The organism is Paraburkholderia phytofirmans PsJN, from assembly GCF_000020125.1.
Taxonomy (GTDB): Bacteria; Pseudomonadota; Gammaproteobacteria; order Burkholderiales; family Burkholderiaceae; genus Paraburkholderia; species Paraburkholderia phytofirmans.
In genome coordinates, this window is record NC_010681.1 from 2104710 (window position 1) to 2130805 (window position 26096).

24 protein-coding genes and 1 tRNA gene are annotated in these 26096 nt (G+C 64.4%); 8 read left to right on the forward strand and 17 right to left on the reverse strand.

Annotation, left to right across the window (positions count from 1 at the left end; genetic code table 11):
• Positions 1–14: 14 nt before the first annotated feature.
• Positions 15–3497, reverse strand: a complete 3483-nt coding sequence (mfd, locus tag BPHYT_RS09290) for a transcription-repair coupling factor (protein ID WP_012432885.1) — start codon at positions 3495–3497, stop codon at positions 15–17.
• 121 nt (positions 3498–3618) lie between these two features.
• Between mfd and ispD the strand changes: the two genes are divergently transcribed.
• Both ispD and ispF read left to right on the forward strand, forming a co-directional pair.
• On the forward strand, positions 3619–4335 hold the full coding sequence (gene ispD / locus BPHYT_RS09295; RefSeq protein ID WP_012432886.1) for a 2-C-methyl-D-erythritol 4-phosphate cytidylyltransferase: 717 nt from the start codon (positions 3619–3621) through the stop codon (positions 4333–4335).
• A gap of 46 nt (positions 4336–4381) precedes the next feature.
• The gene (gene ispF, locus BPHYT_RS09300) at positions 4382–4861 is read left to right on the forward strand and encodes a 2-C-methyl-D-erythritol 2,4-cyclodiphosphate synthase (RefSeq protein WP_012432887.1); all 480 of its coding nucleotides are present in this window, start codon (positions 4382–4384) and stop codon (positions 4859–4861) included.
• Positions 4862–4948: 87 nt separating this feature from the next.
• Here ispF and BPHYT_RS09305 read toward each other — a convergent pair whose 3' ends face one another.
• The 3 genes from BPHYT_RS09305 to ompR all read right to left on the reverse strand — a co-directional run bounded on the left by BPHYT_RS09305 (position 4949) and on the right by ompR (position 7785).
• Entirely contained in the window at positions 4949–5497 is a 549-nt protein-coding gene (locus tag BPHYT_RS09305; RefSeq protein WP_012432888.1) for a peroxiredoxin, read from the reverse strand.
• Between the two features lie 159 nt (positions 5498–5656).
• The gene (locus BPHYT_RS09310) at positions 5657–7006 is read right to left on the reverse strand and encodes an ATP-binding protein (RefSeq protein WP_012432889.1); all 1350 of its coding nucleotides are present in this window, start codon (positions 7004–7006) and stop codon (positions 5657–5659) included.
• Between the two features lie 44 nt (positions 7007–7050).
• Positions 7051–7785 (reverse strand): osmolarity response regulator transcription factor OmpR, encoded by a 735-nt coding sequence (ompR, locus tag BPHYT_RS09315; protein WP_006048917.1) that lies wholly within the window; start codon positions 7783–7785, stop codon positions 7051–7053.
• A gap of 229 nt (positions 7786–8014) precedes the next feature.
• Here ompR and BPHYT_RS39075 point away from each other — a divergent pair, with 229 nt between their 5' ends.
• The 3 genes from BPHYT_RS39075 (at position 8015) to BPHYT_RS09325 (ending at position 11511) form a co-directional block, all read left to right on the forward strand.
• Entirely contained in the window at positions 8015–8344 is a 330-nt protein-coding gene (locus BPHYT_RS39075) for a hypothetical protein (protein WP_012432890.1), read from the forward strand.
• 183 nt (positions 8345–8527) lie between these two features.
• A complete protein-coding gene (locus BPHYT_RS09320) occupies positions 8528–10174 on the forward strand; it encodes a DUF1800 domain-containing protein (RefSeq protein ID WP_012432891.1) in 1647 nt (548 codons plus the stop codon).
• A gap of 92 nt (positions 10175–10266) precedes the next feature.
• Complete coding sequence (locus BPHYT_RS09325) at positions 10267–11511, forward strand: DUF1501 domain-containing protein (RefSeq protein WP_012432892.1); 1245 nt, start codon at positions 10267–10269, stop codon at positions 11509–11511.
• Positions 11512–11560: 49 nt separating this feature from the next.
• Here BPHYT_RS09325 and BPHYT_RS09330 read toward each other — a convergent pair whose 3' ends face one another.
• Entirely contained in the window at positions 11561–12385 is an 825-nt protein-coding gene (locus BPHYT_RS09330; protein WP_041758404.1) for a squalene/phytoene synthase family protein, read from the reverse strand.
• Positions 12386–12773: 388 nt separating this feature from the next.
• Here BPHYT_RS09330 and BPHYT_RS09335 point away from each other — a divergent pair.
• Positions 12774–12860, forward strand: a tRNA-Leu gene (locus BPHYT_RS09335).
• Positions 12861–12942: 82 nt separating this feature from the next.
• On the opposite strand, the gene BPHYT_RS09340 is transcribed toward BPHYT_RS09335, so the two are convergent.
• Together BPHYT_RS09340 and BPHYT_RS09345 are read right to left on the reverse strand one after the other, a co-directional pair.
• Positions 12943–13590 (reverse strand): ureidoglycolate lyase, encoded by a 648-nt coding sequence (locus BPHYT_RS09340; protein WP_012432894.1) that lies wholly within the window; start codon positions 13588–13590, stop codon positions 12943–12945.
• A 95-nt stretch (positions 13591–13685) separates the two neighbouring features.
• Positions 13686–14300, reverse strand: a complete 615-nt coding sequence (locus BPHYT_RS09345; RefSeq protein WP_012432895.1) for a TetR/AcrR family transcriptional regulator — start codon at positions 14298–14300, stop codon at positions 13686–13688.
• Between the two features lie 85 nt (positions 14301–14385).
• On the opposite strand from BPHYT_RS09345, the gene BPHYT_RS09350 reads away from it, so the two are divergent.
• A complete protein-coding gene (locus tag BPHYT_RS09350) occupies positions 14386–15528 on the forward strand; it encodes an MBL fold metallo-hydrolase (RefSeq protein ID WP_012432896.1) in 1143 nt (380 codons plus the stop codon).
• Between the two features lie 130 nt (positions 15529–15658).
• On the opposite strand, the gene BPHYT_RS09355 is transcribed toward BPHYT_RS09350, so the two are convergent.
• Positions 15659–16567: a LysR family transcriptional regulator gene (locus tag BPHYT_RS09355; protein WP_041758406.1), complete on the reverse strand. Its 909-nt coding sequence runs from the start codon at positions 16565–16567 to the stop codon at positions 15659–15661.
• Between the two features lie 195 nt (positions 16568–16762).
• On the opposite strand from BPHYT_RS09355, the gene BPHYT_RS09360 reads away from it, so the two are divergent.
• Positions 16763–17467, forward strand: coding sequence for an SDR family NAD(P)-dependent oxidoreductase (locus BPHYT_RS09360; RefSeq protein ID WP_012432898.1), 705 nt, complete (start codon positions 16763–16765; stop codon positions 17465–17467).
• A gap of 85 nt (positions 17468–17552) precedes the next feature.
• Here the strand turns inward: BPHYT_RS09360 and BPHYT_RS09365 are convergent, their stop codons facing one another.
• From BPHYT_RS09365 to BPHYT_RS09405, 9 genes are all read right to left on the reverse strand, one after another.
• Positions 17553–17906 carry a RidA family protein gene (locus BPHYT_RS09365; RefSeq protein WP_012432899.1) on the reverse strand — a complete coding sequence of 118 codons (354 nt, stop codon included), beginning with the start codon at positions 17904–17906 and terminating at the stop codon, positions 17553–17555.
• A 73-nt stretch (positions 17907–17979) separates the two neighbouring features.
• Positions 17980–19152 carry an NAD(P)/FAD-dependent oxidoreductase gene (locus BPHYT_RS09370; RefSeq protein WP_012432900.1) on the reverse strand — a complete coding sequence of 391 codons (1173 nt, stop codon included), beginning with the start codon at positions 19150–19152 and terminating at the stop codon, positions 17980–17982.
• On the reverse strand, positions 19145–20551 hold the full coding sequence (locus BPHYT_RS09375) for an FAD/NAD(P)-dependent oxidoreductase (RefSeq protein ID WP_012432901.1): 1407 nt from the start codon (positions 20549–20551) through the stop codon (positions 19145–19147). Before BPHYT_RS09375 ends, BPHYT_RS09370 begins: the two co-directional genes overlap by 8 nt.
• Complete coding sequence (locus BPHYT_RS09380; RefSeq protein WP_012432902.1) at positions 20541–20921, reverse strand: (2Fe-2S)-binding protein; 381 nt, start codon at positions 20919–20921, stop codon at positions 20541–20543. The genes BPHYT_RS09375 and BPHYT_RS09380 overlap by 11 nt, the downstream gene beginning before the upstream one ends.
• Positions 20922–20928: 7 nt before the next feature.
• Positions 20929–22065 (reverse strand): NAD(P)/FAD-dependent oxidoreductase, encoded by a 1137-nt coding sequence (locus tag BPHYT_RS09385; protein WP_012432903.1) that lies wholly within the window; start codon positions 22063–22065, stop codon positions 20929–20931.
• The gene (locus tag BPHYT_RS09390; RefSeq protein WP_012432904.1) at positions 22062–22859 is read right to left on the reverse strand and encodes an ABC transporter permease; all 798 of its coding nucleotides are present in this window, start codon (positions 22857–22859) and stop codon (positions 22062–22064) included. The genes BPHYT_RS09385 and BPHYT_RS09390 overlap by 4 nt, the downstream gene beginning before the upstream one ends.
• Before the next feature lie 16 nt (positions 22860–22875).
• Positions 22876–23748 (reverse strand): ABC transporter permease, encoded by an 873-nt coding sequence (locus tag BPHYT_RS09395; protein WP_012432905.1) that lies wholly within the window; start codon positions 23746–23748, stop codon positions 22876–22878.
• Complete coding sequence (locus tag BPHYT_RS09400; protein ID WP_012432906.1) at positions 23735–24814, reverse strand: ABC transporter ATP-binding protein; 1080 nt, start codon at positions 24812–24814, stop codon at positions 23735–23737. Before BPHYT_RS09400 ends, BPHYT_RS09395 begins: the two co-directional genes overlap by 14 nt.
• A gap of 57 nt (positions 24815–24871) precedes the next feature.
• Complete coding sequence (locus tag BPHYT_RS09405; protein ID WP_012432907.1) at positions 24872–25939, reverse strand: ABC transporter substrate-binding protein; 1068 nt, start codon at positions 25937–25939, stop codon at positions 24872–24874.
• Positions 25940–26096: the final 157 nt, after the last annotated feature.

A 26096-nucleotide genomic window follows, 5' to 3' on the forward strand; every position in this document is an offset into this window, starting at 1 on the left:
CGTGACGTATAAACTCAGCGCGCGGCTGCGCTCGTCGCCGTGCCGCGACTCGGCGTGCCGAGCGCGCGCAAGGTTTCCTTGACCGTCGCGACACGCACCGCGAGATCGGGGCTGCGCGTTTCGATACGCAGCTTGTCCTGGCCCGCGAGTTTGATGTGCTTGTGTTTCTGCACCATCTCGATGATCCGCATCGCGTCGATCGGCGGGTTGGGGATGAACTGCAAGCCGATCACCGCTTCGCCGGCATCGATCTTCGAAATGCCCAGCGGCTTCGCCGCCAGCCGCAGACGATGCGTCTCCACCAGCGCATGCGCTTGCGGCGGCAACTTGCCGAAGCGGTCGATCAATTCTTCCTGAATGCCGTCGATCGAATCGTTGTGCTCGCAATTAGCCAGCCGCTTGTAGAGCGACAGACGCTCCTGCACATCGCCGCAGTAGTCGGCGGGGAGAATCGCCGACGCGTGCAGATTGATCTCGGTGGTCGCGGCGAGCGGCGCGGTGAGGTCCGGCTCCTTGCCTTCCTTGAGCGCCTTCACCGCGTCGTTCAGCATGTCGGTGTAGAGCTGGAAGCCGATCTCGTGAATCTCGCCGGATTGTTTATCGCCGAGCACTTCGCCTGTGCCGCGAATCTCGAGGTCGTGCATGGCCAGATAGAAGCCCGAACCGAGTTCTTCCATTTGCTGGATCGCTTCGAGCCGGCGTTGCGCCTGTTTGGTCAGTCCTTGCGGATCGTGCACCAGCAGATATGAATACGCCTGGTGATGCGAGCGGCCCACACGGCCACGCAATTGATGCAATTGCGCGAGACCGAACTTGTCGGCGCGGTGAATCAGGATCGTGTTGGCGCTCGGCACGTCGATGCCGGTTTCAATAATCGTCGTGCACAACAATACGTTGGCGCGTTGTGCAACGAAGTCGCGCATCACGCGTTCGAGTTCGCGTTCGTGCATCTGTCCATGCGCGACCGCTATACGCGCTTCGGGCACCAACGCTTCGAGCATCTGCCGGCGATTCTCGATCGTCTCGACTTCGTTGTGCAGGAAGTAGACCTGGCCGCCACGCTTCAACTCGCGCAGCATGGCTTCGCGAATCACGCTGTCTTCCTCGCGTCGCACGAAGGTTTTGATCGCGAGGCGCTTTTGCGGCGCGGTAGCGATCACGGAGAAATCGCGCAGCCCTTCGAGCGCCATGCCGAGCGTACGCGGGATCGGCGTGGCGGTCAGCGTGAGCACGTCCACTTCGGCGCGCAAGGCCTTCAGCGCCTCTTTCTGACGCACGCCGAACCGATGCTCCTCGTCGATGATCACGAGTCCCAGCCGCTTGAACTGCACATCGGACGAGAGCAGCTTGTGCGTGCCGATCACGATATCGACCGTGCCTTCGTTGATCTGCTGGATCGCCGCGCTCACTTCTTTGGTGGATTTGAAGCGCGACAGTTCGGCGATCCGCACCGGCCAGTCGGAGAAGCGGTCGCTGAAGGTTTGCGTGTGCTGTTCGGCGAGCAGCGTGGTGGGCGAGAGCAGGGCGACCTGCTTGCCGCCCATCACCGCGATGAACGCCGCACGCAGCGCGACTTCCGTTTTGCCGAAGCCGACGTCGCCGCACACGAGGCGATCCATCGGCTTGCCGCTCGTCATGTCGCCGATCACGGCGGCGATCGCCGCGGCCTGGTCCGGCGTTTCCTCGAAGCCGAAGCTCTCCGCGAACTTCACGTAATCCTTCGGTTCGAGCGCGAACGCGTGACCCTGGCGCAGTGCGCGGCGAGCATACAGGTTCAGCAACTCGGCGGCGGTATCGCGAATCTGCTGCGCGGCCTTGCGTTTGGCTTTTTCCCACTGGCCGGAGCCGAGCGAGTGCAGCGGCGCGCTTTCCGGATCGGCGCCGCTATAGCGCGAGATTACGTGCAGCTGGGCGACGGGCACGTACAACTTGCTGTCGCCCGCGTATTCGAGGTGCAGGAACTCGGTCTCGCCTTCACCGAGATCCATGGTGACGAGCCCCATATAGCGGCCGATGCCATGCTGCGAATGCACGACCGGATCGCCCACCTTGAGCTCGGACAGATCGCGCACCATCGAATCGACATTGCTCGCCTGTTCCTGACGGCGGCGCCCCGCGCGACGCGCGAGCGGACCATACAGCTCGGTCTCGGTGATGATCGCAATACCGTCCACCGGCACGGCAAAACCGTTGGCGAGCGGCGCGACGCCCAATGAAAAGCGCTCGTCACTCGTGAGCCAGTCCTGGAAGCTGTCGCTCGATACCGGCCGCAGGTGATTGTCGGCGAGCAACTGCAACAGCGTTTCGCGCCGGCCCGCGGATTCGGCGGCGAACAGCACGCGGTTTGGCGTGGTGTCGAGATACGCGCGCAAGCCCGCGACGGGATCTTCCGCATGACGGTCGATCGCGAGATTCGGCAACGGCGTCGACCAGCCGCCGCCGGCGTTCGCAGGCAGCGAGAGCCGCGCGAAGGGCTTGGCGAGCGTGAAGAAATCCTCGTCCGAGAGGAACAGACGCTGCGGCTCCAGAATCGGCCGGTCGCGGTCATGGGAGAGGAAGTTGTAGCGCTGCTTCGTGTCGTTGGTAAAGCGCCGGATCGCCGCGTCAAGATCGCCGACGAACGCCAGTTGCGCGCCTTCGGGCAGGTAGTGGAACAGCGTGGCCGTGTCTTCGAAGAAAAGCGGCAGATAGTATTCGATCCCCGCCGACGGCACGCCGTTGCCGATGTCCTTATAGATCGCCGCGCGGCTCGGGTCGCCCTCGAAGGTCTCGCGCCAGCGGCTGCGAAAAGCGGTGCGGGCGGCTTCGTCGAACGGAAATTCGCGGCCGGGCAGCAGGCGCACGTCTTTCACCGGGTACAGGCTGCGCTGGGTGTCTGGGTCGAACGCGCGGATCGAGTCGACCTGATCGTCGAACAGGTCGATCCGGTAGGGCAAGGGCGAGCCCATCGGATAAAGGTCGAGCAGCGAGCCGCGCACGCAGTATTCGCCCGGACGCACCACCTGGCTCACGTGTTCGTAGCCGGCCAGCGTCAGCTGCGCCTTGATTCTGGCCTCGTCGAGCCGCTCGCCTTGCGCGAAGGAAAACGTGTAGGCCGCGAGGAACGAGGCGGGCGGCATGCGGTACAGCGCCGTGGTGGCGGGCACCAGCAGGATGTCGCAGCGGCCTTCGCCGAGATCGTGCAGCGTGGCGAGACGTTCCGAGACCAGATCCTGATGCGGTGAAAAGGTATCGTAAGGGAGCGTTTCCCAGTCCGGCAGCAAACGCACGCGCGCTTCCGGCGCGAAAAAGCCGATTTCCTGCGCCAGACGCTGCGCATCGACGGCGCTTTCGCACACGACCGCGAGCAGCGGCACCTTCTCGCGATAGGCGAGATGGTAGCGGGCGATCAGCAGCGCGTCGGACGAGCCGTGCGTGCCGTCAAAGGCGAAACGCTGGCCGGCCTTGACGAGCGCGACGGGCGGAGAGTACTGCGATGATGCGGCGATGTCTGGCATAGATGAGAAAAAGCGGCCTCAGGCTCACACGTGAGCGGCAAGTTTACGCGTGTCGGGGCGTGGATGCGAAGGACCTATTATAAAATCCGTCCTTCACTTTGACTTCGCGGCATCCGCACTCGTGACTTCCCGTCTATTTGCCCTGATTCCGTGCGCTGGCACCGGCAGCCGTTCCGGCGCCGCGATGCCCAAACAATATCGCACTGTCGCCGGCCGCGACATGTTGCATTACTCGCTGGCGGCGTTCGACGCCTGCAGCGAGTTTGCGCAAACTCTCGTGGTGATCGCTCCGGACGACGCTCACTTCGACGGCCGCCGCTTCGGCGGCTTGCGTTTTGCCGTGCGCCGCAGCGGCGGAGCCTCGCGTCAGGCGTCGGTGCTCAACGGCTTGCATGCGCTCGCCGAGTTCGGCGCGCGTGACGACGACTGGGTGCTGGTGCACGACGCGGCGCGCCCCGGCATCACGCCCGCGCTGATCCGCACGCTGATCGGCGCGCTGAAGGACGACCCGGTGGGCGGCATCATGGCCTTGCCGGTGGCTGACACGTTGAAGCGGATCGACGCGACGTCATCCGACGGCCGGATCGCCCGCACCGAGGCGCGCGACGGCTTGTGGCAGGCGCAGACGCCGCAGATGTTCCGCATCGGCATGCTGCGCGAGGCGATCCTGCGCGCGCAGGCCGACGGGCACGACCTGACGGACGAAGCGAGCGCGATCGAGTGGCTGGGCCACGCGCCGAAGCTGGTGCAGGGCAGCTTGCGCAACTTCAAGGTGACGTATCCGGAAGACTTCGATCTGGCCGAGGCGATTCTGAGCCGGCCGGCGGCTGCGTCCTGACTGGACGATTTCAATTTCAATTAGCGGGCTTGAGGACTTGACGCATATGGATTTCAGAATTGGGCAAGGGTATGACGTGCATGCGCTGGTGCCGGGGCGTCCGTTGATTATCGGCGGCGTGACGATTCCGTATGAGCGCGGCCTGCTCGGCCATTCGGACGCGGATGTGCTGCTGCACGCCATCACCGACGCCATTTTCGGCGCCGCCGCGATGGGCGATATCGGCCGCCATTTTTCCGACACCGACGCGAAGTTCGCCGGCGCGGACAGCCGCGTGTTGCTGCGTGAATGTTTCGCGCGCGTGAAAGCGGCGGGTTTTTCCATCGCCAATGTGGATAGCAGCGTGGTCGCGCAGGCGCCGAAGCTCGCGCCGCATATCGAGGGCATGCGCGCCAATATCGCCGCCGATCTCGGACTGCCGGTCGAGCGCGTCAACGTCAAAGCCAAGACCAATGAGAAGCTCGGTTATCTCGGCCGAGGCGAGGGTATCGAAGCTCAGGCCGCGGTTCTGCTGATCAAGAACTGAGCCTGGCTTCACAAGACGCGCGCTGCGGCGGGAGTTTCGTCGCGCCGCGCGCATTCAAGCCAGACGGAGCCTTTTGACGGGCACCGCTCAGAGCGTGGCGCCGCCGATCGGGCGGTTGCAGGCACACTGCTCGTCCGTTTGCAGGGCGTCCAGAATCCGCAGCACTTCTTCCGGATTGCGGCCCACGTTCAGGTTGTTCACCGACACATGCTGGATCGTGTTGTCCGGATCGATGATAAAGGTGGCGCGCAACGCGACACCCGCTTCCTGGTCGCGCACACCGAGCTGGTCGATCAGCTCGCCCTTCACGTCGCCGAAGGCATAGTGATTGAGCTTGTTCAGGTCCTTGAGCTCACGGCGCCATGCCAGCTTCACGAATTCATTGTCGACGCTGCCGCCCATCAACACCGCGTCGCGGTCTTCAAAATCCCTCGCCAGCTTGCCGAACTCGACGATCTCCGTCGGACACAGGAACGAGAAATCCTTCGGGTAGAAATAGATGATCTTCCATTTGCCCGGAAACGACTGCTCCGTGATGTCTTCGAATGCCGAAATGCCGTTCTCTTCATGATGGTTGAAGCCCGGCTTCGCGGCCGTGACGGTGAACGCTTCAACTTTATCGCCGACAGTTTTCATGAGAGTGCTCCTTCGTGCGTCGGAAACCAGCATGGTTCAAGCGACCAACTCGTCGCAACGAGCCCGTTATACGTTATCTGCCTCGCCTCTCATGGGTGATTCGATCGATAGCCGTTGACCCGGCACACTCGCGCGAAGGCCGGATGATCGCGGTTGCGTTCAGACGCCTTTGGCAAGCGGAAATTCGATGGTGACCTCGAGACCCGGTCCAGGCGTGCGATTGCGCAGGCGCAGCGCGCCGCGGTAACGGCTCACGAGGCGCTGGACGATGGCCATGCCAAGGCCTGTGCCGTTCGCCTGGGTGCGCGCCGAATTCACACGATAGAACGGCCGTGTGACGAGCGCCAGCTGGTCTTCCGGAATGCCCGGGCCTTCGTCGACCACCGAGAGCTCGACCCGCGAGTGCGACACTCGCGTTTCCAGAATCACGTGCGGAATGCCGTCGCCATCGCTCAGGCCATACTTGCGCGCGTTTTCCAGCAGATTGCCGACTACCCGGCGCATGTCGGTCTCATCCGCTTCGATCACCGCCGACGGCGCGAGCCGCGTGATCAGGCGCATGCTGTCTTCGCTCTGCATGCGCGCGGCCAACTCGCCCGCGATCACGGACAGGTCGACAGGCTCCGGCACGCGCTGTACCGGGCGTGCGTAATCGAGGAACCGGCCGATGATCATGTCCATCTGCTCGATGTCGTCGACCATCGCGTCTTTGGTGGCCTGATCGGACGGGCTCATTTCGGTTTCGAGCCGCAGCCGCGCGAGCGGCGTGCGCAGATCGTGCGAGATGCCCGCGAGCATCAGCGCGCGGTCGGCCTCGAGCTGTTCGAGATCCTGCACCATCTGGTTGAAACTGCGATTGGTTTCCGCGGCCACGCCCATGCCGCGCTCGGGCAGCGGCTCGGGCGACTGGCCTGAGCCCACCTTGCGCGCGGCCATGGCGAGGCGCGCGAACGGACGGTTCACGAGACTCGTGATGAAGGCCGCGCCGAACAACGAGAGCGCCAGCGCGAACACGCCCCAGCCGGCCCATTGCAAACCGGTGGCGTTGTCGAGCTGATCGCGGTCGAGCGCGACCCAGTAGTCGTCGTCGTCGATCTTGAAGCTGATCCACACGCCGGGGATGTCGTTCACGCTTTGCGCGATGACGGTGTCGTCGCCGAGACGGCCGCGAATGTCGTGTTCGATCAGCCGGTTCAGCGACTCGTCGGGCTGGAGCTTGTACTTGTCGGTGGTTTCGCGCGGGTACACGCGCACCCCTTCATTGCTTTCCAGATCCTGCAGCAGGGCGCGCCGCAGGTCGGGATCGGAATAGAGGAGTGCGGTGCGCGTGAGCTTCACGATGGCGACGAGCTGCAACGCCACGCGCTGCGCGCGCGGCTCGCGTTCGATCACCCGGAAGCTCTGGAACCACGCGGCGAGACTGACTGCGATCAACAGCGCGATCAACAGAAAGGTCCGCCAGAAAAGGCCGCCGAACGCGAGCGTCAGGAGGCGCCGGTCGATCCGCATGGGCCCTTCTTATCTGAAATCAAAAACTGGAGGTGAGAACAAACTCAGGCTGCACCGTCGGGGATGAACACGTAGCCCAGACCCCAGACGGTCTGGATGAAACGCGGGCTGCCCGGATCGGGTTCGATCAGCTTGCGCAGACGCGAGATCTGCACGTCCAGACTGCGGTCGAACACTTCGTACTCACGGCCGCGCGCGAGTTCCATCAGCTTTTCACGCGACAGCGGCTGGCGCGGATGACGCGCGAACACCTTGAGCACCGAGAACTCGCCCGTGGTCAGCGGAATTTCCTGGCCGGCCTTGGTGAGCGTGCGGGTGGCGAGATTCAACGCGAACTCGCCGAACTCGAACACCTCGGTCGTTTCGGACGGTGCGCCCGGCAACTCCGACGGCGACTGGCGGCGCAGCACCGCGTGGATGCGCGCGACCAGTTCGCGCGGGTTGAACGGCTTGGGCAGATAGTCGTCGGCGCCCATTTCCAGACCGACGATCCGGTCGACGTCTTCACCCTTGGCCGTCAGCATGATGATCGGCGTACGGTCATTGCTGCCGCGCAGGCGGCGGCAGATCGACAAACCGTCTTCGCCCGGCAGCATCAGATCGAGCACCAACAGATCGAAGCGCTCACGCACCCAGAGCTTGTTCATGGACGGCGCGTTCTCGGCGACATAGACGTTGAAGCCCTGTTCACCGAGGTAGCGGCGCAGCAGATCGCGCAGGCGTGGATCGTCATCGACGACGAGGATTTTCGAAGGGTTTTTGGTTTCCATGGTCGGCATCTTAGCGCGATTAGAAAGTGGTGCGCGTTTGCATCATTTAACGGGTTACAGTCAGTTACAAAATTTACCCGCACTGTGGCACGACGTAAAGCGGGGGCAGGTAGACTCCTTTACTGAATGCGGCTGTTCGGTGGATACTTCACACGACTAAAACTCTCGCACCCGGCTCGTTACCGGGGTTTGTATACGCATTTGAGGTAGCCGGTTGCCGCGCCACGAAGGGAACAACATGAAGGGAGGGGTTTGGCCGAATGTGCGCCTCAGCGTGATTGCACTGGCGGTAGCCGGTACGCTTGCAGGCTCACTAGGACCAACGCTCGCCCATGCCCAGCCTTCCGCCGACAGAGTTGCGAGCGAGCGCGGCGCGCGCGCGCCCAGGCAGGGCAAGGCCAACCGCCACGACCCGAACACCGACCACCCCGCATCAGACGTCATGTTGCGCACCGCAGTTCCCCCCGATCTTGATCAACGTCGTCGCGACGGCCATATGACACCCGACGAACGGCGTCTGTTGCGGCAGCATATCGAAGACGCCGTCCGCGAACTCTATAAGCGGTAGCTATTATCGTGCCAGCCCCCCGGCACGCGTTTCACGTTTCCCGCCTGCGTGAAAGAATTCGTTGCACTTCTCCTGTCCACGTCCCCGTTCAATCTGCCGTTAAGTCGTCAGAGCGAAGCGCACGATGCAATCACGGCACGCGCCAATGCCCCTTCCATCAGATCGCGCCAACCTTGATGACCGATGATTAAATTGCACACGCGTGGTAGTTGTGGCCGCAAGTTTGTAGCATCGGCGATTGCCCTGGCGGTGGTGACGTGGTGTGGGCCCGCCGCCGCCGTGCAACTGGGCACGGCTCATGTTCCGCACGCCAGGCACGCTGCGCCGACCGCCGATGAGCATGCCGCTTCGGAGCGTGAACAGAGCATCCTCGATGGCGACGATGCACGCTTCTTCCTGACGCGCGTGGGCTTCGCGCCGGATAGCGCCGAGCTCGCGCAATACGTTGGACTCACGCGAGCGCAGGCCGTCGATAAAGTACTCGCAAGCGCGCGGACCGAGGCAGTCACGCCGCTGCCCGACTGGGTGCTCGAACCGATTCCGACTCGCGAGACGAAGAAGACGTGGACCGACGATCAACGGCGCGACGAGCAGCGACTGCGCGCGCAGCGTTACGAATTATTACGCGCGTGGTGGGTGCGCGAGATGTTGACCACGCCGTCGCCGCTCACCGAGCGCATGACGCTGTTCTGGCATAACCACTTCACCTCGGGTCAGGACAAGGTCCCGTATCCGCAGCAGATGGCGCTGCAGAACATGCTGTTGCGGCGCGATGCGCTCGGCAACTTCGGCGAGCTATTGCACGACATTGCGAAAGATCCGGCGATGCTCCAATACCTCGACGGCGCAAGCAATCGCAAGGGCAAGCCCAACGAAAATTTCGCCCGTGAAGTGATGGAGCTGTTCACGCTCGGCGAAGGGCATTACACGCAGCGCGACGTGTCGGAGGCCGCGCGCGCATATACGGGTTGGAGCCTCGATCCGGACACGCAGGCCTATGTGTGGCGCGCCAATCAGCACGACGACGGCGAGAAGACGGTGCTCGGCGAGACAGGGGCGTTCGACGGCGATCAGGTGCTCGATATTCTGCTCGCGCGGCCGGAAACGGCCACCTTCGTGACGAGCAAGCTGTGGCGCGAGTTCGTTTCGGATACGCCGGACCTTGCGCGCATCGAACCGATTGCGGCGCGCTTTCGCGCAAGCCACTACGATATCAAGGTCGCGTTGCGCGGCATCTTCCTGAGCGACGCGTTCTGGGACGACGGCAATCGCGGCGTCCTCGTGAAGTCGCCGGCGGAGTTCGTGGTCGGCACGCTGCGTGCGTTCGACATCGGTTATGACAACACCGCGCCGTTTGCCTCGCAAATCCGCACGCTCGGCGAGAACCTGTTCTATCCGCCGAACGTCAAAGGATGGCCGGGCGGCACGACATGGATCAACAGTTCCACGCTGCTCGCCCGCAAGCAATTCGTCGAGCAACTGTTTCGCGCGACCGAGGCCGCCGGTCCGCGGCGCATGACCAATCCTATGAACGCAAACGTCGCGGCAAGTGGCACGACACCCGGGGTGCGGACGGCTCCCACGCTGCAACGCACGACGACGCGAGCCGCTCAACGCGGCCAAGGCGGCAAAGGTGGCGTACGCTTCGACATCGAGACATGGCTCGCGCACTACAACACCGCGCCGACCGCGAGCCCCGGGTTGTCGGCCGAATTGCAACTGCAGCATGCGGTCCTGCCGCTCACGCCGGTCGACGCGATCGAAACCGGTTCGACCGCGAGTGCGTATCTGGAGGCATTGCTGATGGACCCGGCGTATCAATTGAAGTGAGCCGCTGAAATAAGCACGCGCCACGCAGCTAAAAAGAACACGTCTGTCGGCGGCGATACCACTCGCGCCGCGGCGATCGAACGAGGTGCAGAATGAAACGACGCAGCTTTCTCTCGATAAGTGCGGCCGCGAGCGCGGCACTCTGGCTGCCCCGCGCATTCGGCGCGCCGATGGCGGCGCCGGGCGCGTCTTCGGCACGCGGCTACGACAACCTCTTGATTCTCGTCGAACTGAAGGGCGGCAACGACGGCTTGAATACCGTGATTCCGTTTGCCGATCCCACGTACTACCAGTTGCGCAAGAACATCGGCATCAAACGCGAGCAAGCCATTCAACTCGACGAGCGCACCGCGCTGCATCCGTCCTTGCAGGCGTTGATGCCGCTGTGGCGTGACCAGCAACTGGCGATCGTGCAGGGCGTGAGCTATGCGCAACCGAACCTGTCACACTTCCGCTCGATCGAGATCTGGGATACCGCGTCGCGTTCCGACCAGTATCTGCGCGAGGGGTGGCTGACGCGCGCGTTTGCGCAGACGCCGGTGCCCGCGGGTTTCGCCGCCGACGGTGTGGTGATCGGCAGCGCGGAGATGGGGCCGCTCGCGAACGGCGCGCGCGCGATCGCGCTGGTCAATCCGGCGCAGTTCGTCAAGGCTTCGCGGCTGGCTACACCCGTGTCGCTGCACGAGCGCAATCCTGAGTTGGCGCACATTCTCGACGTCGAGAACGATATCGTGAAAGCCGCCGAGAGGCTGCGTCCCGCGCAAGGTCAGGCGCCGTTGAAGACCGTGTTTCCGGGCGGCGCGTTCGGCAATTCGATCAGAACGGCGATGCAGGTGCTGGCAGCGGGCGAAGCGCCAAAAGACGCGTCTTCGCGCAACACGCAGCAAGGACGGCCGCAGCGAGGCCCCGGCGTCGCGGTGATCCGCCTCACGCTGAACGGTTTCGACACGCATCAGAATCAGCCCGGTCAGCAGGCGGCGCTGCTCAAGCAGCTCGCGGAAGGATTGATGTCGATGAAGTCGGCGCTCGTCGAACTCGGCCGCTGGGACGATACGTTGGTGATGACCTATGCAGAGTTCGGCCGGCGTGCGCGTGAGAATCAGAGCAACGGCACCGACCACGGCACCGTGGCGCCGCATTTTGTCATCGGCGGACGCGTGCGCGGCGGCCTGTATGGCGTGCCGCCGGTGCTGGCGCGGCTCGACGGCAATGGCAACTTGCCGGTCGGCGTCGATTTCCGGCAGCTTTATGCCACCGTGCTTGGGCCTTGGTGGGGACTCGACGCGTCGGCGATCCTGCAGCAGCGGTTCGAACCGCTGCCGTTGTTACGCGCATGACGACGTGCGGAACGCGCCTCGCGTAAGGCCGACACGCCAGTAGCGCAGTTCACTTCGCGCGCCACGCGATCCAAAGCTTGCGAATCGGCGTCAACGCGATGCGCTGATGCAGAACGTGATAGCCGTCACGTTCGATTTCATCCAGCAAGGCCAACGCCAATGCAGCTTGCGCGACGAGCGTGCGCTGTGTGCGGCGCTCGCCGGCGGGCACGGCGCCGAGCGCGGTCTGCAGCGCGTCGCGGGCGCGTTTGGTCTCGAAGCGCATTAACTCGGTGAACGCGTCGCTATATTTTCGATTGATCAGATCCGCGGCGGTCACATTGAAGCGCTGCATTTCGTCGATGGGAATATAGATGCGACCGTGGCGCGCGTCATTGCCTGTTTCGACCACGAACTGCGCGAGCAGCAGCGCCTCGCCGAGCGCCGCGGACCAGGTCGACGCCTGCGCGGCATCTTTCGCCGTGGCGCGCGCGACCAGCGACGCAAACGTGCCGCCGACGCCTTGCACATAGCGCCGCAGATTCGGATAGTCGAGGTAGCGCGCCTGGTCGAGATCCATCTCGAAGCCGGCGAGCAACGCCTGCAGCATCGGGTATTCGGCCTTTACATCGGGCAGATAGGCGGCCAGCGCCTTGGACACCGGATGCGACGGCGTGCCCGCAGCCAGCGCGGCAAGTTCGTTTTGCCACCACGCGAGTTTCGTGCGGCCGATGGCCGGATCGCTGGTCTCCTTGACCGTTTCCTCGAACTCGCGGCGCAGCGCGAACAGCGCGGTCAACAGCGGCTGGCTCGCTGCGGGCGCCTGCCGAAGCGCGTAGTAAGTACTCGATCCTGGGGGCGCCGCTTTCTGCTGGCAATATTCGTCGAAATTCACGGGATTGGGAATGTGGGGAAGGGCAGGCGAAGAGGGAGCACGCCGTGCGTGCATCGAGCCAAAAATTGTAGCATCGGTGCCGCCCGGACAGATGCCGGGCAGATGCAGACAAGCGCGAATCAATCGGTTAGAATCTCGCGCTTACGCTTTCGGGCGCGTGTTTTTTGGCGCGGCTGACGGCACGCGGGACAACAGGCAGATGCATCGTGTCATGCCTGCCTACGCGGGCGGCGAAACAGGTGCCCGCACCTGTTTCAGGCCTGACGTTCCACTGGACAGCGGCAGGGCTGAAACCGTTGGAACCCGCGTAGAATAAAGGCTGTTGCTGGTATTGCGGCGAGTTGTATCGCGTGCGAAACCGTAGCGGTCTTGCCTGCGGTAAAAATTCGCGTGAGTGGCGAAATTGGTAGACGCACCAGGTTTAGGTCCTGACGCCAGAAATGGTGTGCCGGTTCGAGTCCGGCCTCACGCACCAAAGAAATAAGGCCACGTTCTCAAAAGGAACGTGGCCTTTTCTACATCTGCAGCGCGTATTCGAGCGCCTCCGCTTCGTATTGCTACAGATCGATCGGCGCTTCGAGAAGACAGCCGAACTCACGGGCAAAGTCGACAGAGACCCGCGCGTGGACCGCGCCCTGCTTGTCGAAGAACCGCTGCGTCCCTTCGAGAGTAAACACCCCTTCGTGCCAGATGTTCGGATGAATGTAGAGCCCTTGCTTTCCGTCGAAGCGGAAGCACACGAACTTCTCCGGTGCGATGTCGTCGCCGGGCAAGGCCAGGGGAACGTAGAACGGGCGATGGTCGAGCGGAAAGAACAGTTGGCCGCCGTCCGGGTGATAGTTCGCGTGCCACAGCAGCATCCGTTCCGGTTTGCGGACGTTGTCGTCGCGGGCGGCTTCAGGCTCGGTTGCGTACGCAAGAACGTAGTGACCGCCCACCGCCTCGTTGCGGCCATAGAGAATGTCCCCGCGCCATTCGCTCACGAACGTGCCTTCGGTGGTGCCGGCCTCATCGCCGGTTCCCGGGTCGATGGGCCGCGAGCCCGCCGCCGGCCACTGCACGATCTCGATCGGGCACTCGCTCGGGTCCGTCACGAGCCGGCCAAATCCGTCGAGCGTTGCCGGTGTCGCGTCGACCACGGGCATCGATACGCGCCGCAGGCCGGCTGGCAGGGCGGGGTTGAGGTAGTCGATCTTTTGGGGCATCGGCGCAATGTGAACGAGTCGAAAACGTCGATTGTAGACGCTCGAACAAGCCGTTTGGCCAACCCTATGTCCACGAAAGCGGCGCGGCGGTCCGCTCATGCATAGCGTGCGAGGAACATGTCAGCGGCCGATTCAGCGACCTGCTTTTGCTCGCGTTCGCTAAGCGGCGCCTGGCCCATCGTCACCTGCGGCCAGAAGGCGAAGGCCTTCACCAGCGCCTGCAGCTGCAGCGCCGCGAACAGCGGATCGTCGGTCTTGAGACGGCCGTCGGCGGCGGCCGCCCGGATCCACACGGTCAGGTCTTCCTCGCGTTCGCCGAGTCGGGCGACCATGTCTCGCGCTCGCTCCGCCGAATGGATGCCCGCCGCGATCGCCACGCGTGCCAGCGCCAGGAAAGACTCGTCGTTCAGCAGTCGCAGCTTGCGGCCCAACAGGTCGAGCAACTGCGCGCGCAATGGCTGCTCGGCGCTGTACGCGGGCGCGTCGCTACTCTGGCTCGCGTCCCACAACTGATGGAGGATCGCCGCGAACAGCGCTTCCTTGCTTGGGAAATGGTTGTAGACCGTACGTTTCGAGACGTTCGCGCGGGCGGCGATACGGTCCATGCTGGTCGCGTCGTAACCGGCCGCGAGGAATTCCTCGATCGCGGCGTCGACGATGGCGACGCGCTTGCGGTCGGTCAGGCGTTGGTGAGTGGTGCTTGGATCCATCGATAGATTTTACACCGGGCAGTTTACTTTTCTCGAAAATAAACTACACTGCCGAGTGTACATTTTTCTATGGACGGCCTACCTCATGACGTCGCTTCCCGCTCTTGTGAGCCGCGTGCTCGGCTTGACCGCCGCGCGTCGCGGTCGCGCGTTGTCCAGCACCTCGCCGCAGCATGACGGCGAACGCTTTCGCAACGTCAAGCCGCGTCCCACTGAAGGCCTGCGCAAGACGCTCGGCATTGTGTGGAACGTGTTGCTCAACAAGCCGAGCGGCACCGTGCCGGCCGAGGCTTTGCCCGTCGACGCGCTGACGCGCGCGCAGCTCGATGCGGCGCCCGACCGCAGCCTCTACCGGCTCGGCCATTCGACGATGCTGCTAAAGCTGCGCGGCCAGTTCTGGCTGACCGATCCGGTGTTCGCCGAACGAGCCTCGCCGTTCCGGCATCTCGGCCCGAAGCGTTTCCATGCGCCGCCGATCGCGCTCGCCGATTTGCCGCCGTTGCGCGGCGTGATCCTGTCGCACGATCACTACGACCACCTGGACCGTGAAACGGTGCTCGCGCTCGCCGAGACGACCGGCGTGTTTCTGACGCCGCTCGGCGTCGGCGACCGGTTGATCGAATGGGGCATCGATGCCGCGAAGGTGCGGCAGTTCGACTGGTGGCAGGGCGCCGAGGTAGACGGCGTGCAATTCACCGCTGCGCCCGCGCAGCACTTTTCCGGCCGCAGCCTGTTCGACGGCAACAGCACGTTATGGGCGTCGTGGGCGATCGTCGACGATGATCTGCGCGTGTTCTTCAGCGGCGACACGGGCTATTTCGATGGTTTCAGGACGATCGGCGAGCGGCTCGGGCCGTTCGACGTCACGCTGGTCGAGACGGGTGCCTACGACGCGCAGTGGCCCTACGTTCACATGCAGCCCGAAGAAACCGTGCAGACGCACATCGATCTGCGCGGCCGTTGGCTCGTGCCGATTCACAACGGCACCTTCGACCTCGCCATGCACCAGTGGCAGGAGCCGTTCGAAAGGGTGATGGCACTCGCCCTCGCGCGCGGTGTCGCGTTATCTACGCCACGCATGGGCGAACGGCTGGATCTGGGCGCGCCGCATCGCGGCGAACGCTGGTGGCGCCATGTCGGCGAGAGCGCTGCTGCACCCAAGGCCGCATGGCGCCTGTGCGGCGCGCGCAATGCCGGAGACGCGGAGTCTTCGTCATCCTCGTCGTGATCCTCGTGATCCTTTTTTGAGCGCAGCCTGCCTGAGGCCGCGCTTACTCGCAGGCTGTCGGTCGCGGACCAACTGGGTTCGTGTCGAACAACGCGCTGCCGCACCGTTCTGAGCGCAACCCGGGTTGCGTTCAGAACGGCACCTTCCGACGGCACACATCCAGCACCAACTGCCGAAACCAACGATGAACCGGATCATTCTCTAAACGGGGATGCCACATCTGGGAAATCGTCAAGCCCTCAGTCGCCACGGGAAGCTCAAAAGAGTGGAGGGACTCGCTTTGCTGCGCGTTCGCGAAAGATGCGGGCAGGAGAGCGACCAGATCGGACGCCTGCGCCACCGCCAACGCGGCCGGAAAACTCGGCACGACCGCCACGGTCGTTCGTTCCAATCCTTGCAATGCGATCGCGGCGTCAAGCGCATCGATTATCTGGCGACCGTGCGGCGCGACCACGTGGCCGAACGCAGCGTATCGCGCGATAGTCACGTCCTGTTCTGTTTCCAGCGGATGCCCCTTTCTCACCACGCCGACATAGCGGTCGCGAAACAACGCGCGCACGCGTATTTCAGGTCCCATTTCCTCCAGCACGCCAATTTCGAGATCGGCCGAACCATTTCGCAGATACTCCGCACTCTTTTCCGCTTTCGAGGAAAAGTGCAAACGCACGAGCGGTGCAACGGCGGTCACTTCAGCAATCAATGGGGCGCCGAAGGCTTCCACGAAAGCTTCGTTGGCGCGAATTCTCAGGGTTCTGCTCAGCGTTGAAAAATCCGCTGCCGCCGACGACGGACACAACAGCAAACGCGCCTCAAGAACGATGTTGTGGGTTTGCTCACGAATCTCCTCGGCATGGGGAGTCAGCACCATATTGCGCCCCGCGCGGACCAGCAATGGATCGCCGGTCGCAGCACGAAGGCGAGTCAGCGTGCGGCTCATTGCGGACGCACTCAGATGCAACGATCGAGCGGCACGTGTGACGTTTTTCTCGGTCAGCAACGCATCGAGCGCGAAAAGTAGATTGAGGTCGGGTTCGGGCATCGCGTGATCGCAGTAGGCAAGATGAGGTAGGGCGTCCGACGCATATATTAGTTGCATTCAGTGCCGCTTCCGCCGTCCCTGATGAACCGCTACATTGGTTTGCGTGAATGACCCGAAAGTGACCTGAAATTGACCTAAAAGCATCGCTCCCGTTACTTCCAGGTTCGAGAGCGGCTTTGTTTATCGAGGATGCCCATGCAAGACACACCTTCGCAGAAAACCGTTCTCCTCGTCGGCGCGTCGCGCGGCCTTGGTCTCGCGATGGTCGAGGAGTTTTTGAAGCGCGGCTGCCGGGTCATCGCCACCGGGCGAGCGGCTTCGACAGAAAAGCTTCTGCATCTGGCGGAAGCCTTCGCCGGCGCGCTTGAGGTAGACACTGTCGATATCACGATTCCAGAGCAGATCGCGGCGCTGCGCGCCCGTCTCGAAGGGCGTCGTATAGATGTGCTTTTCGTGAACGCAGGAGTGGTGAACGCCGATCGTGAAACGCTAGCGGACGTGTCGACCGAGGAATTCGTGCGCGTGATGGTAACGAACTCGCTGAGTCCGATGAGAGTCGTCAACGCGTTTCAGGACCTTGTGCCGCCGACTGGAACGATCGGTGTCATGTCGTCGGGGCAGGGCAGTATCGCCAATGCCACTAACGCGAACTATGAAGTCTACAGAGGGAGCAAGGCCGCGCTGAACATGTTCATGCGCACCTTCGCGGCGCGCAGCGCCGGCTCTCCGCGCAGCCTTCTGCTGATGGCGCCCGGATGGGTCCAGACAGACATGGGCGGTCCCACGGCGCGCTTGACCATCGAAGAAAGCATTCCGAACCTCGTCGATACGATCGAGGCATATGAAGGGCGCGCGGGCTTGCATTACCTCGACTATCTCGGACGGCTGGTGCCCTGGTGAAGGGCCGCTCGCCAACCGCATGGCTTGGGCGGCGAGGCATCGGCACACCGAGATCAGCACTGCGCAAACGCGCTGACCGCGTCCCTCAGCCCAATGCCACGACCGCGATCTCGACGAGCAACTCGGGCGCGGCGAGCTTCGCTTGCACCGTCGCGCGGGCCGGTGCGTGACCTTGCGGCACCCACGCATCCCACACTTCGTTCATGCCCGCGAAATCGCGGCCGATGTCCGCGAGCCAGACTTGCGCGGAGACGAGGCGCGTTTTGTCGATGCCGGCCTTCTCCAGATAGCCGTCGATCTTTTCCAGCACCTTCGCGGTCTGGAGTTTCACGTCGAGGGTGTGATCGGCTGAAGTCTGGCCGCCGACGAATACAAGGCCGCCGGCTTTGACGACGCGGCTCATTCGCTGGTTGGTTTCGATACGAACGATATCGGTCATGACAATCTCTCCATTTGAAAAGGCGAACGAAACCGTCCGCGCATCGGCTGAAGCGCGCGACGGAAAAAATCGGTTAGTGCGCAACCAGATGCGAAGCGCCAGGGGGGGAAGCCGCTGCCGCGCGGCCAAAACGATCGACGGCAAACGCATCGAGCGAAAGCGAGGGCTTGCCGTCCAGCATCAACTCGGACACGAGCTTGCCGCAACCCGGTCCGAGCTGAAAACCGCTGCCGCAATAGCCGAACGAGTAATACAGATTTGCCGCCTTGCGGCTCGCGGAAATGACTGGCAGTTCATCTTCCGTAAAAGCTTCGACACCGGCCCACGCACGGTTCACGCCGAGATGGCGCAAATGAGGAAACAGATCGGTCACGGTTCGCGCGCTGCGCACGAGGCGGGCAAAATCGACCTCGCCGTGACGATTCGCCAGATCGGCAATGCCGATCAGTTTGCCGCCGATCACCACCGTGCCGTTATCGAACTGTTTGAAGGACAACGGCCGGCCTGTTGCCCCGAGCGTCGCGCGACAGAAGGGCGCCACGCGTTGCGTGACCATCAGCATCAAACCTTCGGGGTGCACCGGCACGCTCTCGCCGACCTGCCTCGCCAACTCGCCGGACCATGCGCCCGCGGTGACGAGCAACTGGCTTGCGCTGAACGTGCCGTGCGGCGTGACGGCGAACCATCTCGTGCCGCGTTGCTCGATGCGGCGCACCGGCGCGCCTTCCAGAAAGCGCGCGCCGAGCCGCTGTGCGGCGAGCCGAAAGGCCGTGGTGGTTCGATAAGGCAGCGCGTAACCGTCGTGCTCGACCCAGATGCCGCCGGTAACATGCCGCGCGAGCGCCGGTTCGAGTTCGAGCACGGTCTCGCGGTCGATCACCTTCTCGTGCGTAAATCCATGCGCTTCGAGCAGCGCGACGCGCTGCCGGCACGCGTCCAGTTCTTCATCGGTTTCGGCGATCTTCAACTGGCCGGATGCCACGAAGCCGCCGTTCTCGCCGAGCAGCTCGCTCATGCCGTGCCAGATTTCCCGCGACATCAGCGCGAGCGGAATTTCGGGCAACGGGCGGCCCAGCGTGCGTACGCCGCCCGCGTTCACGCCCGAGGCATGACGCGCCACATAATCGGCTTCGAGCACAATGACCTTCACGCCGCGCCGCGCCAGATGGAACGCGCTGCTCGTGCCGTGCAGGCCGCCGCCGATCACGAGGACATCGGCCTGCTGGATGTCGGTCGTGTCACTCACCGGCGAGTTCTCCGAGCGTGAGCGGCTTGATCGGCGGACGGATGCGGTAATAGCCGACTTCCGCGGGCGAGACGCGGCGCGCATCGGCGATGACTTCGGTCACCGTGAGACCGCACATGCGTCCCTGACACGGACCCATGCCGCAACGTCCGAACGACTTGGCCTGATTCGGTCCGACGCATCCCAGCTCGACGAATTTGCGCAACTCGCCCGCGGTGACTTCCTCGCAACGGCAGACGATGGTCTCATCGCGCGGAATGCGGTTGATGTCGCGCGGACGATACAGGCTGTCGAGAAATGGCCGGATACGCATGACGCCCGCGAGCGCGCGACGCTGCGCAACGGCTTCGGCATCGCGCGCCTCGGCCGTGAGCGCGCCGAGTTGCGCGGCCGCCGCGAGACCCGCGAGCGTGCCCTGCAAGGCGGCCGCCTGCGCGCCGCCGATGCCCGCGCCATCGCCCGCGACGAAGATGCCGGGCACGTCCAGTTCGCCCCACGCGTCGACTTTCGGGGTGAAGCACAGTTGCGCGTCGTCCCAGCGGTGCGCGGCGCGCAGCGCCTGGGTGAATTGCGTGTTGGGCACGACGCCCTGATGCAGCAGGATCACGTCGGCTTCGAGACGATGCGCGGTGCCTTGCGTCGTGAAATGCAGCGCGGCGGCACGCTCGACGTGATCCGTGCCGATGCGCGACTCCACGCGCAGATCGTCGGCGGCCTCGAAGATCGGCACCTTCGCGTCGCGCAGCGTGCGGATCAGTTGCAGGCCTTTGCTCAGGAACGGCCACGCGCGCAGCGCCGCCAGCATATGACGCTTCGCGCGCCAGCGGTCTTCATGACGCGTGGTATCGACGAGCGCGCGGATCGGCACGCCGGCGCGCACGTATTGCCAGCCGAGCAGATACAGCAGCGGTCCACAGCCCGCAAGCACCGGCGGCGCGGCGGGCACTTCGCCCGCGCTTTTCAAGAGGATCTGCGCCGCGCCCGCCGTCAGCACGCCGGGCAATGTCCAGCCGGGAATCGGAAAGGGCCGCTCCAGCGCGCCGCTGGCGAGAATCACGCGCTGCGCGTCGAAGCTGCCGATCTTGCCGTCCTTCAGATAGTTGACGCCGCGCTCGCGCGTGACCTGCCACACGGTCGCATGGGTCAGATGCCGCGCGCCCGAGGCGGCGAACGCTTCGGCAATGGCGGCGCCCGCCGCGTAGTCCGGCCCGAGAATCTCCTTGCGGCGCGCGTCGGCGCGGCCGATGGCGCGATAGATCTGGCCGCCCGCGGCGTCCTGTTCGTCGATCAGCACGGTCGAGAGGCCCGCGCGCGCCGCGCGCGTCGCCGCGCTCATGCCGGCTGGGCCGGCGCCGACTACGACGACATCGACGGCTTCGGAAGCGAAATCAGCGGTCATGGGCGCTCTCCAGCGAGGCGTTGTTGAGGTCCGTCGCGCCGCAGGGCGGCAGATCGCGCGCGCCTTCCTGCGAACGGATGCGCATGCCGGCCGTGACTTCGACCATGCAGGCCTGACGGCTCGGCATGCCGTCGATCTCGACGAGGCAGTCGAAGCACGCGCCCATCATGCAGAAGGGCGCGCGCGGCGCGCCGGACACGGGCGTCGCGCGAAAGCGCGATACGCCTGCCGCAAGCAGGGCCGCCGCGACCGAGCAGCCGGCCGGCACGGACAGCGGCCGGTCGTTGAACCAGATGGCGACCTGCGTGGCGGCCGCACCTTGCGCGCCTGGCAGCGGCTTGAAAAGCGAATGAGTCGATTGGGTAGTCATGTCGAATTCAATGAGCGGGAGTCAGTTCACCGGCGTGCTCGAAGCGGCGCGCGGAAAAGTGGGGCAGTTCGTCGGGCATCGGCGCGCCCATGATCCACGGCGCGACGCGCAGCGCATGCGCGGCCGCCAACGTCACGCCGCTATGGCAGGTGACGACGAATGCGCCGGGGTGCGCCTCGGAGTGGTCGTAGATCGGAAAACCGTCCGGGCTATAGACACGCAACGCGGCCCACATGCGCACGAGCCGCACGTGCTGCAGCATCGGGAAGGCGCGCACGCCGCGCCGGGCGATGTCGGCCAGCACGTGCGTGGTCGTGAAATCGTTGAAGCCGACTTCTTCCATCGAATCGCCGAACTGCACGCTGCCCTCATCGGTCTGGCGCACGTTGAGCGTCGGATAGTCGAGAAAGCGCGCGACGCGTTCGCTCACCAGCACCTGCCCGCGATTCGGCGCGACCGGTGCGTCGAGTCCGACGAACGGCGCGAGCGCGCGATTGCCGAGGCCCGCGGCGAGCACGACGCGCGCCGCGCGATACGTGCCGCGCTTTCCGTGCACGACGAAGCCTTGCGCCTGCGGCTCGATGCGCTCCGCGCGTTCGCCCGACACGAGCCGCACGCCGCGCGCCTGCATGGCGGCATGCAGGCCGCGCAGCAGCTTGAGCGGATTCACGTGACCATCCATCGGCGAATAGCTCGCGCCGATCACCGCAGGGCCGATTTGCGGAATGCGCGCGCGGACTTCGGCGGCGTCGAGCATCTGGTAGGGGTAATCGCCCAGCTCCGCTTGCAACGTCGAGAGGCGTTTCTCGCGTTCGGCGAGTTCGCTGTCGTTAAAGCAGAAGTGGAAGCCGCCCGGCTGGCGCAACGCCACGTCCACGCCGGTTTCGTTATGCAGCGCTTGCGCGAGTCCCGGCCAGCGCGTGGCCGAACTGCGCGACCAGCGTGCATAAGGCGACAGGCCATAGCCCTTGCCCTGAATCCAGACGAGGCCGAAATTGCCGCGCGACGCGCGCAAGCCGCCGTCGTCCTCGTCGAGTACGGTCACGCGCGCGCCTTCGCGGGCGAGTCCGTAGGCCACGGCCGAACCGACCAGGCCGCCGCCGAGCACCAGCACGTCGGGGCTATCGGTGCTTGTCAATGTCATCGGGTTTCTCCGATCAGAATGCGATCCAGTCCGACCATGCGGTCGAGCAGGATCATCAGAAGGACCGTGCCGACGATCAGCACCGCCGACACCGAAGCGACCAGCGGATCGATCGTCTGCGCGATCTGGTTGTACATGGCGACGGGCAGCGTGGTCGTGCCCGGTGTCGCGACGAAGATGGTCATGGTCAGTTCGTCGAAACTCTGGATGAACGAGAGCACCCAGCCGCCCGCCACGCCGGTGCGGATCATCGGCAGGACCACGCGGCGAAACGCGGTGAAGCGGCTCGCGCCACAGGAAAGCGCGGCGCGTTCGGCGTCGCGATCGAGTCCGACGGCCGACGACAGCGCGAGGCGCAACGCATACGGCAGCACGATGATCACGTGCGCGCAGACCAGCGACCAAAACGATCCCGACAGATGCAGCAGCGACAGAAAGCGCAGGAACGCAATGCCGAGCACGACCGCGGGAATCATCATCGGCGAGAGGAAGAAACTGGTGAGCGCGGCGCGGCCCGGAAAACGATAACGCGCGATCGCCAGCGCGGCGGGCACCGCGAGCAGCACGCCGATGCTCGCCGCCGCGAACGCGAGCCGCACCGACAGCCAGAAGGCCGCGACGATGTCGCCGTTCTCGATGATCGCGCGGAACCAGCGCAGCGACGCGCCATCGAAAGGCATCGAGATGAAGCCCTTGTCGGTAAAGGCCACCAGCATCACCACCGCGAGCGGCGCGAGGATGAAGGTCATAAAGAACGCGTTGTAGACGAGCCCGAGAATGCCGTTCTGTTTCATGATCGCTGTCTCCCGCTCAATCGAAGATGTGCTGAAAGCGGCGCTCGGCGAGGCGGCTGCAGCCCATTACGATCGCCACGTTGGCGATCAGCAGCAGCACGGCGATGCTGGCGCCGAGCGGCCAGTTCAGCGTGCCGAGGAACTCGTCGTAGGCGGCGGTGGCAACCACCTTGAGGCGCCGGCCGCCGATCAGCGCCGGCGTGGCGAACGCCGACGCCGACAAGGCGAACACGATGATCGAGCCCGACAGCACGCCCGGCATGATCTGCGGCAGCACCACGCGGCGGAATACCGCAAACGGCGAGCCGCCGAGCGAGCGGCCAGCCCATTCCACTTGCGGGTCGAGCTTTTGCATGGTCGCCCACACCGACATCACCATGAAGGGCACCAGCACGTGCGTGAGCGCGATGATCATGCCGGTCATCGTGAAGACGAGGCGGATGGGTTCGTCGGTCACATGCAGTGCCTGGAGCAGGTTGTTGAGTACGCCGTTGTTGCCGAGCAGAATCTGCCAGCCGAGCGTGCGCACCACCACGGAGATGAGCAGCGGGCCGAGCACGACCAGCAAACACAGCGATTGCCATGGCCGTTTCATGCGCGCGAGCACGATGGTCTCCGGCACGCCGAGCACGATGGACAGCAGCGTGACGGCGAAGGCGAGGCCGGCGGTGCGCAGAAAGATCGTGCCGTAGTAAGGATCGCTGACGACTTCCCAGTAGTTCGCGAGCGTATAGGCGGCGGTGACGCCGGCCGTGTCGCTGAACACGCGGAACGACAGCATCAGCGTGAGCAGCAGCGGCACCAGCAGCAAACCGACGAACAGCAGCAGCGCGGGCCCCGACAGCAGCCACGGCGCGGCGCCGGGACGAGCGTCGTCAAGCGTGGCCATGAGCGCTCTCCGGAGTGTCTTGCGTGAGCACGCGCAGGTCGTCGTCGGTCCATGCGAGGCCGACTTCGTGGCCTTCCTCGGGCGGCGGCGCGCCGTGGTTCGGTTGCGCGATGCGCAACTTGCCGAGTTCGGTATCCACTTCGAGCAGCCATTGATTGCCGACGAACACGCGCGTCGCGATGCGCCCGCGCAGTCGCGCATCGCCATTGGCCAGATGAACCTTTTCCGGGCGGATATAGACGTTCACCGTGCCGTCCACATGACGGCCTTCGTGCGGCACATGCAGCGTCGTGCCCGCGACGTCGACTTCGGCGCAGCGCGGGTTGCGCCGCAGCACTTCGCCGGAAAACGCGTTGGTGCGTCCGAGAAACGTCGAGGCGAACGGCGTGGCGGGGCGCTCGTACGCGTCATACGGCGTGCTCAGTTGCGCAATCACGCCGCGATGCATCACCGCGATGCGGTCGCTCATGGTCATCGCTTCGACCTGATCGTGCGTGACGAGAATCGTCGTGATGCCGAGGCGCTTCTGGATCGCGCGCAGTTCGATGTGCATCTCTTCGCGCAGCTTGGCGTCGAGGTTCGACATCGGCTCGTCGAGCAGCAGTAGTTCCGGCTGCATGGCGATGGCGCGCGCAATCGCCACGCGCTGACGCTGGCCGCCCGACAGTTCCTTCGGATAGCGGTGGCCGAGGCCTTTCAGGCGCACGAGGGAAAGCGCTTCGGCGACGCGCTCGTCGCGCTCCTTGCGCCTGACCTTGCGCATCTCCAGCCCGAAGCCGACGTTGCCCGCCACCGTCATGTGCGGAAACAGCGCATAGCTCTGGAACACGACACCGATGCCGCGCTTCTCGGGACGCTCGTTGGTGATGTCGCGGCCGTCGAGCAGAATCCGGCCCGTGGTCGGCGTGATGAAGCCCGCGACCATTTGCAGCGTGGTGGTCTTGCCGCAGCCGGACGGTCCGAGCAGCGAGAGCAGTTCACCGCGTTCGACGGCAAGATCGAGCTGTTCGATCGCCGTGAAATCGCCGTAGCGTTTCGAGATGCCTTGCAGAGTCAGGAAGGCCATGCGCCTCGCTCCTTCATCAGATCGCGCGTCGCGCGAGGAACGTGCTGGTGCCGCACTTCAGCGTTCGACCGAACGGTTCCAGCGCTCGGTCCACTCGGTGCGATGCTGGTTGATCGTGGCCCAGTCCATCGCGGTCAGCTTCGAGATCTGCTCGGGACCGTAGGGCACGCGGGCGGCGATCTCAGGTGTGAGCTTGACGGTCTTGTTGACCGGACCCAGACCGATGCCTTGCGCCTGCAACACCTGTACTTCCGGGCTCAACAGGTATTGCACGAACTGTTGCGACAACTGCGGCTGCGCGTTCTCGGCGATCGCGCAGGCCGCCACCTGCAACGCGACCGCGCCTTCTTTCGGGTAAATGAACTTGAGCGGAAAGCCGGTGTTCTGCAAGGCGACGGCGCGCCCGCTGCCGTACGGCGCGAGGATCACGTCGCCGGACTGCATCTGGCCGTCCATCTCGCCGGGCGTCGGTGCCCAGGACAGCACATTCGGCGCGACCTGTCTGGTCATCGCGGTGAAGCCGGGATCGATGTTCTTCTCGCCGCCGCCGGAAAGACGCGCGAGCATCACGAGCGTATGCAGACCATAGGTGTTGGTGATCGGCGGCACGCCGAGTTTGCCCTTGATGCGGCTGTCGGTGAGCGCCTTCCACGAGTCGGGCGGTGGCAGGCCGGCCTTTTTGAAGGCCTCCTCGTTGTAGCCGATGCCGGTCGCCACCATGCCGACGCCGATCGCGCTCGGCCCGATCTTCGCGAGCGGGTAGACGTCTTTCATCACGGGCGCGTCGTCGAGCTTCGCGCACAGGTTGAGCTGCATCGCCTGGTACATCGGACCGTCGTCCATGACGGCGACGTTGATCTGCTGATGGCCCTTCTGCGCCTGCAGCTTGGCCAGCGTATCGCTCGAATTGCCCGCGACGTAGACGATCTTGACGTTATGCGCCTTCTCGAACGGCGGGATGATTTTCTGCCGGTAGAGCTGCTCGTTCGAGCCGCCGACATTGGCGACATAGAGCGTGGTGTCGGCTTGCGCGAGGAGCGGCGCGGCGAGCGCGCAAGCGGCGAGAAGTGCTGCGAGGGTGGGGCGGGGCGAGGCGGACAGGCGGCGATGCAACGCTCTTTTCATGACGACGATCTCCAGTTCCGGTGTGGGGACGCGGGCTTCGCTGCCCGTCGTTAGAATGCAGTGTCACGCCGGCTGGTCATGCCGTCCAATACGAATAAAATACCTATCCATGCATGGATGATATGGATTGAAGGGCGCCGTCTAAGGGAGAATACGG